Below are 8,829 nucleotides of genomic sequence, written 5' to 3'. Positions count from 1 at the left end.
CCTTAGTAACTACTTCCTATTTTTATTTTTGCCCAAAACGTTTAGGACAATATTGGCCCTATGCCTATATTGTGCTTGTTGAATATTCGTTCGGCCGATTGTGTAAATGCCTTGCACTTAGCCCCGACATCTCCTTTAGTACAGATTTCAGCCGGGACAAGGCGGAAATTCCCCGACACTGTCGACGGAGGCACCGTAAACACCAGTCGGTAATCGGCCGAAGCAACATGCGCCCTACCCTCATCGTCACGTTCAAGATTCACCTTCACCATGGCACCTCCTCGAGTATCGACGGTCTTCATGTTGGATATAAAATTTCCGAGCGAATACACGACTACAACGTTGGAGCCGTCGGCACGGCGACGCATTTCCATGGGCTGGATTACATGAGGGTGACCTCCTATTATCATGTCGACGCCTTGTTCAACAAGAAAATCGGCAAGCTGACGCTGTGCCGGTGACGGGAGCAACTGATACTCCAAGCCCCAGTGCACGCACACCGCTACCAACTCGGCTCCACAGCTTCGGGTGCGAGCTATGTCACGCGCCATCTTGTCACGATCGATATAGTCGACCACGGCATCGCTGCTTAGCGTTATGCCGTTGGTACCGTAAGTGTAATTGAGAAATCCCACCTTGAAGCCGGCTATGTCGACTATCATCGGCAACACCGAGTCACGCTCGGCGGCATTACGATAGGTGCCGAGATGCGTCACATTGCGCTCGTCGAGCTTGTCAAGAGTGCGCACAAGTCCGCGGTCACGCTTGTCGAGAGTGTGATTGTTGGCTGTAAGCATCATGTCAAATCCGGCATCGGTCAATGCATCAAGATAGGAGTCGGGCGCACTGAAACAAGGATAGCCCGAATAGGGTTCGCCTCCAAGCGGTGTTTCAAGATTCACCACCGCATAGTCGGCATCGGAGATGTAGGGCGACAGCGCCGTGAAACAGTCGGAATAGTCATACACCCCGCCCCCGCGGGAGGCCGCATCTATCTGCGCCTTATGCTGCATTGCGTCGCCGGCAAATACAATGTCGGCCTTTTCGCTGCCGAATAGCATCGACACTAACGACAACAGCAACAGGTGCAGCAGCGTCATGGCTGTAATTCTTTATCCGTAAATAGCTCCCTGGCCTGCAAGAAGAGTATTCTTCATCAGCGAGCAGATGGTCATAGGGCCTACTCCGCCGGGCACGGGTGTTATATAGGAGCAAAGAGGAGCCACGTTTTCAAAGTCGACATCACCGCTCAAGCGGAATCCGCTCTTGCGCGTAGCATCGGGAACACGCGTAGTGCCCACATCGATTATCACGGCTCCGGGCTTAACCATGTCGGCGGTTACAAATCCCGGGCTGCCGAGGGCGGCGATTATAATGTCGGCCTCGCGGCATATATCCTTCAGGTCCTTGGTTGCGCTGTGACACACCGTAACGGTGGCATCGCCGGGATTGTGCTTCTGCATCATGAGCATGGCCACAGGCTTGCCCACGATATTGCTTCGTCCGAGTACTACACAACGTTTGCCCTTAGTGGGTATGTCGTAACGTGCGAGCAACTCAAGAATACCGGCCGGAGTGGCTGAAACGTAACAAGGAAGTCCTATCGACATTCTTCCAACGTTTATCGGGTGGAATCCGTCGACATCCTTGCGATAGTCTATCGCTTCGATTATCTTCTGCTCGGAGATGTGACGCGGCAACGGCAGCTGCACGATAAATCCGTCGACATCCTCATCGCGGTTGAGCGAATCAATGGCTTCAAGCAGCTTCTCCTCGGTCACATCATCCTCAAAGCGGATAAGCGTCGACTTGAATCCGCACTGCTCACAGGCACGCACCTTGTGGGCTACATACGTTTCACTGCCTCCGTCATGTCCCACGAGTATGGCGGCAAGATGAGGACGCTTGCGGCCTTCAGCCACCATCGACTCAACGGCGGTGGCGATCTCCTGCTTTATTTCATCGGCGATTTTTTTACCGTCAATAAGTGTCATATCGATTCGTTGTTAATTGGTTGTTGCAAACAATTTATTACTTTTAGCGACGACGCATGTTGCGCATCATCTTCATCGGATTGGCCTTCATTGCGGTTGCGGCCTTCATCATCTTGCGGGTTTCCTCAAACTGCTTCAACAGGCGGTTGACCTCCTGGATGGTAGTACCCGAGCCGCGGGCGATTCTCTGACGGCGGCTGCCGTTAATGATTTCAGGATTGGCACGCTCCTGCGGAGTCATCGAGTGGATTATCGCCTCGATGCCCTTGAAGGCGTTATCGTCAATGTCAATGTCCTTTATGGCCTTGCCCACACCCGGAATCATCGATGCAAGATCCTTGAGGTTGCCCATCTTCTTGATCTGCTGTATCTGATTCAGGAAGTCATTGAAGTTAAACTGATTCTTGGCAATCTTGCGCTGCAGCTCACGGGCTTCCTTTTCATCAAATTGCTGCTGGGCCTTCTCCACGAGCGACACGATGTCACCCATGCCGAGAATACGGTCGGCCATACGTGCAGGATGGAAGTAGTCGAGCGCGTCGAGCTTCTCGCCCGTACCCACAAACTTGATGGGCTTGGTGACAACCGTGCGTATCGACAACGCGGCACCACCACGGGTGTCGCCGTCGAGCTTGGTGAGCACCACTCCGTCAAAGTCGAGGCGGTCGTTGAATTCCTTGGCTGTGTTTACCGCATCCTGACCGGTCATCGAGTCAACGACAAACAGTGTTTCCTGAGGCTTTATGGCCTTCTTTATGGCAGCGATCTCGTTCATCATCGCCTCGTCGACAGCAAGTCGGCCGGCGGTATCGACAATCACGAGGTCGTAGTGGTTGGCCTTGGCGTAACTGATTGCGTTCTCCGCTATCTGAACGGGATTCTTGTTTCCTTCCTCAGTGTAGACCGGAACCTCTATCTGCTCGCCGAGCACCTTCAACTGCTCGATGGCAGCCGGACGATAGACGTCGCCGGCAACAAGCAGCGGACGCTTCGATTTTTCGCTCTTGAGCTTGCGGGCAAGTTTTCCCGACATGGTGGTCTTACCCGAGCCTTGCAGACCCGACATAAGAATCACCGTAGGGTTACCCGAGAGATTCAGCGGCGCAGTGTCGCCACCCATCAGGGATGTAAGCTCGTCATGGACTATCTTCACCATGAGCTCGCTCGGCTTGATTGCGTTTATAACGTTCTGTCCGAGCGCCTTTGCCTTCACCGTGTCGGTAAACTGCTTTGCCACCTTGTAGTTGACATCGGCGTCAAGCAGCGCGCGGCGCACATCCTTCAGCGTTTCGGCTACGTTAATTTCGGTAATTTTGCCTTGACCCTTGAGTAGCTTGAAACTGCGTTCAAGTCTTTCACTTAGATTTTCAAACATATATCGTAATTATTCTATTATTCGGTTAGTCACACAAGTCGATTGGTCGCGGTATCGGGGAATATGACCGCCGGCTTGAAGTTCTTGGCCTCGTCAAAAGGCATCATGGCATAGGCCATTATAATGACAATGTCGCCCGGCTGCACCTTGCGTGCGGCAGCTCCGTTAAGGCAAATCATGCCCGACCCGCGCTCACCGGGTATTGTGTAAGTGTCAAATCGCTCGCCATTGTTATTGTCGACGATGTAGACACGCTCGCCGGCAATGATGTTGGCGGCATCCATCAAGTCCTGGTCGATGGTGATGCTGCCTATATAGTTGAGATTGCTCTCGGTCACTGTTACACGGTGAATCTTGGACTTCACCACTTGCACCTGCATCATTTCGTTCAAATAGTGTATTTAATATTATCGATCAGACGCACATCGCCGAGATAGACGGTTATGCATCCCACAGCCTGAGTTGCCTGCGACCAATCGGTAATAGGCTGCATGTCGGCAGCATTTACGATTTCATAGTACTCCACATCCATTTCGGGATAAGCGTTTACAGCATCTATTACACTGCGCTTAACCTCCTCGACACTGCAGTCACGGGCCTTGTCAAGGCTCTCGACCATGATGCGGTGTATGTTGGGAGCTATCTCACGCTGGTGAGGCGTAAGCCTTACGTTACGTGAGCTTAGTGCAAGGCCGTCGGCCTCGCGCTTGATGGGGCAGTCGACAATTTCGAGATTCTTGAATCCCTCGATTTCGACCATGCGGCGTATCACGGCAATCTGCTGGAAATCCTTCTCTCCGAAATAAGCCCTTGTGGGCTCGACCATCCTGAACAGCTTGCTCACAATCTGAGCCACGCCGTTGAAATGACCGGGGCGCATGGCGCCTTCCATGACTTCGGCCACCTTGCCGAGGTCAAACACACGGTTGTCAGGTTCGGGATATATCTCCTCGACCGAGGGGATGAATGCAATGTCGACACCTGCGTCGCGCATGCGGGCGCAATCGGCCTCCTCGGTGCGGGGATAGGTGCGCAGGTCATCGGGATTATTAAACTGTGTAGGATTTACAAATACGCTCACAACGACAACATCATTGTCACCGCGGGCCTTCTCCATCAATGATACGTGTCCGTCGTGAAGGGCACCCATGGTAGGAACAAGTCCCACCGACTTACCTTCGGCTTTCAATGCACCAACGACGCTCTTAAGCTCTTCGACTGTTCTAATAACTTTCATTGTCAAATACGCAATTTTTGCTTATCAGAGTGCAAAATTACGCAATAAATCAATTATTAGCAATGTAATCACCAAAAAATGCGAAAAAGCCTGCCGACAGGTTGTCATATTCGCATCTTTAGGCTAACTTTACATCACAAAACGCAACGATCCCCCTTATGGAACAAGAATACGCCTCAACACTTCTTGAAACGGCGGTCAACGAGTTGTCGCGACTGCCCGGAATAGGCCGAAAAACGGCTCTTCGCCTTGCGCTGCACATTCTGCGTCAGGACGAAAAGTACGGAATCGAGCTCGGTGAGGCAATAATAAACCTGCGCAACGGAATACGCTACTGCACCACCTGCCATAACATATCGGAAACCGACACCTGCCCTATATGCTCCAACACCTCACGCGACGCTTCGACGGTGTGCGTGGTCGAGAGCGTAAAGGATGTCATGAGCTTTGAAAACACCCGACAGTTCAACGGGCTATACCATGTACTTGGCGGCGTCATCTCGCCCATGGACGGAATAGGCCCCGACCAGCTTGAGATAGAGTCACTTGTGGAGCGAGTAGCCAACGGAGGCGTCAAGGAGGTGATTCTGGCGCTGAGCGCAACGATGGAGGGCGAAACCACCAACTTTTATATCTACCGCAGGCTCGGGACGCTCCCCGTCAAGATAACCCAGCTTGCACGAGGCGTGTCGGTGGGAAATGAGATTGAATACACCGACGAAATAACGCTCGGCCGCTCATTGCTCAACCGCACATTATTCAGCGAATCATTCAACCAGCATCTGCAATGACACCGTTACTGTGCGACGACAAGATTACCCTGCGTGCTGTAGAGGCTACCGACCTTGACACCATACTCGCATGGGAAAACGACACCACCATTTGGGAAGTGGGAAGCTCCATGGCTCCATTCTCACGGAAATCGATATGGGACTACATCGAGAGCTATAACCCCGACATATTCGCGGCCCGTCAGCTGAGGTTGATAATCGAGTGCAACGACTCGCGACAAGCCGTAGGGATGATCGACCTATACGACTTTGACCCGATGAACCGTCGCTCAGGAGTGGGCCTGCTGATTGACCGGGAATGTCGCCATCAGGGCTACGGCGAGCGTTCGCTCGCGCTGCTCGCCGGATATGCCGGCAAATTCATAGGCATGCACCAGTTGTGGGCTGTCGTTCCGGTCGACAACTCTCACAGCGTTGATTTATTCAAGAAAAGCGGTTACCGCATCACGGGCCGCATGAAGTCATGGCTACGAAGCGGCAAGAGCTACCGCGACGCATTCATGATGCAACTCCTCATCAATTAAGTCGAGGATTTTGAGGGTGATACAACCATCCCTTGTAATTGTTTCCCATAGAGCGCACCTGTCCGTGCCAATATCCGTCCTCGGCACCGAGCAGAATTGAATCGGCGTCGGTAATCGATGTCACAGCCCACACATTGTCCTTAAGTTCCTCATCAAGTTGTCCTATGCCCCATCCGCTGTAACCCAGGTAGAAGCGTATCGTGCCCTCTACCGGATAATCGGAATTAACATAGTCGAGCATGCTGTTGAAATCGCCGCCGATGTACAATCCGGGGCAAATGCAGCGCGCACCGGGTATTATGTCGCCCAGTGTGTGGATGAAGTAAAGCCTGTCACACGACATAGGGCCTCCGCAATATATCGGTATCGGCTCTTTACGCGTAACGGTGCTGATGAGGTCAGAAAGCGTATAATTGGTCATCTTATTCATCACAATCCCCATCGAAGTTTCACCTATTTCATAATCAATCAGGCAAATGACGGCATGATTGAAATATTTTTCCTTCAAAAAAGGCTCGGCAACCAACAACGCCCCTCTGCAAGGAACACCCTTGGGTAAATCAATATTGAATAGGAGCGAGTCAATTTTGTTCATAATTCTAAGTGTGCTTAATTGGCCATAAATATACAAATTCGTTTTGATTATAACAAAATATTTTCATCATTATTTTATTCCTTTTCACTTATTTTCAAGTCCATTTCCCCTAATATCACAATAAATGCGAAATACAATCCAACATATCATGCCTTTACGGCTAAATTAAAAACGACAAGCATCATCAACAATATCTAATGATATTTTTGCTAAAATAAAAAATAGGCTTTATATTTGCGTCATAAAACTAAAGGTTTCGTTATGCGCAAAAAGAAGGAAAAGATTGAAATGACCGACAAGGAAGAGGAACTGATGAGGATATTCTGGAATCACGGGCCGATGTTTGTACGGGAAATAGTGGAACTTTACCCCGAACCCCGACCACATTTCAATACATTGTCTACATTTGTCCGAAATCTTGAACAGAAGGGATTCGTGTCACATGAAGCGGTTGGCGGCTCCTTCCGCTATTACGCCGTGGCGCGAAAAGAGGATTTCCGCCGAAAGACTCTCGGCACGCTTATCAAGAACTATTTCGGCAACAGCTATTTCGGAGCCGTGTCGACACTCGTCGAGGAGGAGAAGATAAGCGTCGACGAGCTCAAGGAGCTTATCGACATGGTCGAGAACAAGAATAAGGACAAGTAACAACCAATCCATAAACCGTCAGCAATGGGACACCTGCTCACCTATGCCATCTCGGCGGCTCTGCCGTTATTGGCCATGTACATAGTATATAAATGGCTGCTCGCCTCGGAGAATCAATACCGTTACAATCGAGTTGTGTTGTTGAGCATGATGTTGTGTGCGTTCATCCTGCCTGCAGTCAATGTATTAGTGCAGCAATTCGCGTCACATAACGCCACAGTCCGTTTAATGTCACCATTGCCTCAGCCATCGATCGCCGACGATTATGCTGCACAACCGTCAGTCTGGCCAAGGATAGCCTTGATTGTCTATCTTGCGGGAATAACGGCTGTCGTAATACACACGGCGATAGTGTGGCTGCGCATAGCCCGTATAACGGCATCGGGCACCAAGATACACGACGGACGCTACATCATAGTACTCACCGACGACGACAAAGTCGCACCGTTCAGCTGGCATCGTTACATAGTCATGAGCCAAAGCGACTACAAGCAGGCCGGAGTGATGATAACAGCCCACGAGAAGCAGCACATCGACCGCCAACACTGGATCGACCTCCTGTTGGCCCAATTCATCGTCACGGTCAACTGGTTTAATCCGGCGGCATGGCTTGTACGCGAGGAGCTGAAGGCCGTTCACGAGTATGAAGCCGACAAAAGGGTGCTCGATTCAGGAATAAACGCCCGCGACTACCAACTGCTGTTGATAAGCAAAGCCACCGGGATGAAATTCCCTACAGTAGCCAACAGCCTCAACCACTGCAAACTGAAAAAGCGCATGACAATGATGATGACATCGCAGGCATCGATGTCACGCCGCTTGCGCACACTTGCAGCAATTCCGGCCGTAGCCTTGGCCGTTTTAGCTATCAATCATAATGCGGTAGCGGCTGCACTGGACCACGTTAACAATTCAGCATTGTTTTATAGCGATGACAATGAATCGACTTCCAATATAGTCATAACGAGGCACGATGCAACCGATGCGCAAACCGAAAGTAAACATGACGGCACATCCGGCATGTCCGATATAAAAGTAATAGGTTACGAAACAGTACGCAAGCAAGAGCAGGCTTCGGAGCCCGACGACTCTCACGCCCGCGACAGGAAGCCCATGGAATCGCCTCGCATATTCATAAACGGCATAGAAAAGAGCATGGAAGAGATAATGAAGATTGACCCGTCATCAATAGAATCAATAACAGTAACGCGCGATGACGACGACCGCATATATGTCACGCTTAAGGACGGAGTGAATCCATAAACCCTACTATCACATCGTAAATCTCTTCAAGATTATCGATATCCCCGATAAGTGACTCCAGGGGACATTGCCCGGTGCCGGCCCTGTTGATGATATAGGGCACAACCTTTTCCGCCATTCCGGCCACGCCGGCACGGTCAAGCAACGACAGCGCCTTTTCACTTATAACATCGGTGTGATACTCCGCCACGCCGCCGAGCGCCATCAGCGCCGCAGCACCCGCACCCGTAACCTTGTCGGCCACACGCGCGCCTTGTAGCAATTCACGATGATTGGTGTAGAGTTCAAAGAGGTCCTTCACGCCCCGACAGGTGAAGGTCATCACCTCGCCGCGGCTTTCGACCACAAGTGTAGCTCCGCTATCGTGCAGCAGCTCCATAAGTCGGTTCATATCCATCGATT

General features: G+C 51.2%; 11 protein-coding genes. 4 read left to right on the top strand and 7 right to left on the bottom strand.

Annotation, left to right across the window (positions count from 1 at the left end; translation table 11 throughout):
• Nucleotides 1–41: 41 nt before the first annotated feature.
• From E5354_RS13480 to panC, 5 genes are read right to left on the bottom strand one after another with little or no spacing between them, the layout of a single operon-like run.
• Entirely contained in the window at nt 42–1,100 is a 1,059-nt protein-coding gene (locus E5354_RS13480; RefSeq protein ID WP_135947786.1) for a CapA family protein, read from the bottom strand.
• A 12-nt stretch (nt 1,101–1,112) separates the two neighbouring features.
• Nucleotides 1,113–1,994, bottom strand: a complete 882-nt coding sequence (gene folD / locus E5354_RS13475) for a bifunctional methylenetetrahydrofolate dehydrogenase/methenyltetrahydrofolate cyclohydrolase FolD (protein WP_123396830.1) — start codon at nt 1,992–1,994, stop codon at nt 1,113–1,115.
• A 43-nt stretch (nt 1,995–2,037) separates the two neighbouring features.
• Nucleotides 2,038–3,369, bottom strand: coding sequence for a signal recognition particle protein (gene ffh, locus E5354_RS13470; RefSeq protein WP_123396829.1), 1,332 nt, complete (start codon nt 3,367–3,369; stop codon nt 2,038–2,040).
• A gap of 29 nt (nt 3,370–3,398) precedes the next feature.
• Nucleotides 3,399–3,749 (bottom strand): aspartate 1-decarboxylase, encoded by a 351-nt coding sequence (gene panD / locus E5354_RS13465; RefSeq protein WP_123397012.1) that lies wholly within the window; start codon nt 3,747–3,749, stop codon nt 3,399–3,401.
• A gap of 8 nt (nt 3,750–3,757) precedes the next feature.
• Complete coding sequence (gene panC / locus E5354_RS13460; RefSeq protein WP_135947785.1) at nt 3,758–4,606, bottom strand: pantoate--beta-alanine ligase; 849 nt, start codon at nt 4,604–4,606, stop codon at nt 3,758–3,760.
• Between the two features lie 158 nt (nt 4,607–4,764).
• Here panC and recR point away from each other — a divergent pair, with 158 nt between their 5' ends.
• Complete coding sequence (recR, locus tag E5354_RS13455; RefSeq protein ID WP_135947784.1) at nt 4,765–5,397, top strand: recombination mediator RecR; 633 nt, start codon at nt 4,765–4,767, stop codon at nt 5,395–5,397.
• Nucleotides 5,394–5,921, top strand: a complete 528-nt coding sequence (locus E5354_RS13450; protein WP_135947783.1) for a GNAT family N-acetyltransferase — start codon at nt 5,394–5,396, stop codon at nt 5,919–5,921. The genes recR and E5354_RS13450 overlap by 4 nt, the downstream gene beginning before the upstream one ends.
• Here the strand turns inward: E5354_RS13450 and E5354_RS13445 are convergent.
• On the bottom strand, nt 5,914–6,516 hold the full coding sequence (locus E5354_RS13445) for a YqgE/AlgH family protein (RefSeq protein ID WP_123396825.1): 603 nt from the start codon (nt 6,514–6,516) through the stop codon (nt 5,914–5,916). The two genes, E5354_RS13450 and E5354_RS13445, sit on opposite strands and share 8 nt — an antisense overlap.
• 261 nt (nt 6,517–6,777) lie before the next feature.
• Here E5354_RS13445 and E5354_RS13440 point away from each other — a divergent pair, with 261 nt between their 5' ends.
• Both E5354_RS13440 and E5354_RS13435 read left to right on the top strand, forming a co-directional pair.
• Nucleotides 6,778–7,164, top strand: a complete 387-nt coding sequence (locus E5354_RS13440; protein WP_123396824.1) for a BlaI/MecI/CopY family transcriptional regulator — start codon at nt 6,778–6,780, stop codon at nt 7,162–7,164.
• 24 nt (nt 7,165–7,188) lie between these two features.
• Entirely contained in the window at nt 7,189–8,427 is a 1,239-nt protein-coding gene (locus E5354_RS13435) for a M56 family metallopeptidase (RefSeq protein ID WP_135947782.1), read from the top strand.
• On the opposite strand, the gene E5354_RS13430 is transcribed toward E5354_RS13435, so the two are convergent.
• On the bottom strand, nt 8,405–8,824 hold the full coding sequence (locus E5354_RS13430; protein ID WP_246863822.1) for a DUF1893 domain-containing protein: 420 nt from the start codon (nt 8,822–8,824) through the stop codon (nt 8,405–8,407). The genes E5354_RS13435 and E5354_RS13430 overlap by 23 nt on opposite strands.
• Between the last annotated feature and the right edge of the window lie 5 nt (nt 8,825–8,829).

It is taken from the genome of Muribaculum sp. NM65_B17 (assembly GCF_004793735.1).
GTDB classification, from domain to species: Bacteria; Bacteroidota; Bacteroidia; order Bacteroidales; family Muribaculaceae; genus Muribaculum; species Muribaculum gordoncarteri.
Note: the sequence above shows the minus strand (reverse complement) of the source record. Positions and strands in the feature narration are given on the sequence as shown.

Excerpts from the sequence above, each read along its gene's own strand:
- E5354_RS13480 (WP_135947786.1), bottom strand. The coding sequence starts at position 1,100 with ATGACGCTGCTGCACCTGTTGCTGTTGTCGTTAGTGTCGATGCTATTC.
- folD (WP_123396830.1), bottom strand. The coding sequence starts at position 1,994 with ATGACACTTATTGACGGTAAAAAAATCGCCGATGAAATAAAGCAGGAG.
- ffh (WP_123396829.1), bottom strand. The coding sequence starts at position 3,369 with ATGTTTGAAAATCTAAGTGAAAGACTTGAACGCAGTTTCAAGCTACTC.
- panD (WP_123397012.1), bottom strand. The coding sequence starts at position 3,749 with ATGCAGGTGCAAGTGGTGAAGTCCAAGATTCACCGTGTAACAGTGACC.
- panC (WP_135947785.1), bottom strand. The coding sequence starts at position 4,606 with ATGAAAGTTATTAGAACAGTCGAAGAGCTTAAGAGCGTCGTTGGTGCA.
- recR (WP_135947784.1), top strand. The coding sequence starts at position 4,765 with ATGGAACAAGAATACGCCTCAACACTTCTTGAAACGGCGGTCAACGAG.
- E5354_RS13450 (WP_135947783.1), top strand. The coding sequence starts at position 5,394 with ATGACACCGTTACTGTGCGACGACAAGATTACCCTGCGTGCTGTAGAG.
- E5354_RS13445 (WP_123396825.1), bottom strand. The coding sequence starts at position 6,516 with ATGAACAAAATTGACTCGCTCCTATTCAATATTGATTTACCCAAGGGT.
- E5354_RS13440 (WP_123396824.1), top strand. The coding sequence starts at position 6,778 with ATGCGCAAAAAGAAGGAAAAGATTGAAATGACCGACAAGGAAGAGGAA.
- E5354_RS13435 (WP_135947782.1), top strand. The coding sequence starts at position 7,189 with ATGGGACACCTGCTCACCTATGCCATCTCGGCGGCTCTGCCGTTATTG.
- E5354_RS13430 (WP_246863822.1), bottom strand. The coding sequence starts at position 8,824 with ATGGATATGAACCGACTTATGGAGCTGCTGCACGATAGCGGAGCTACA.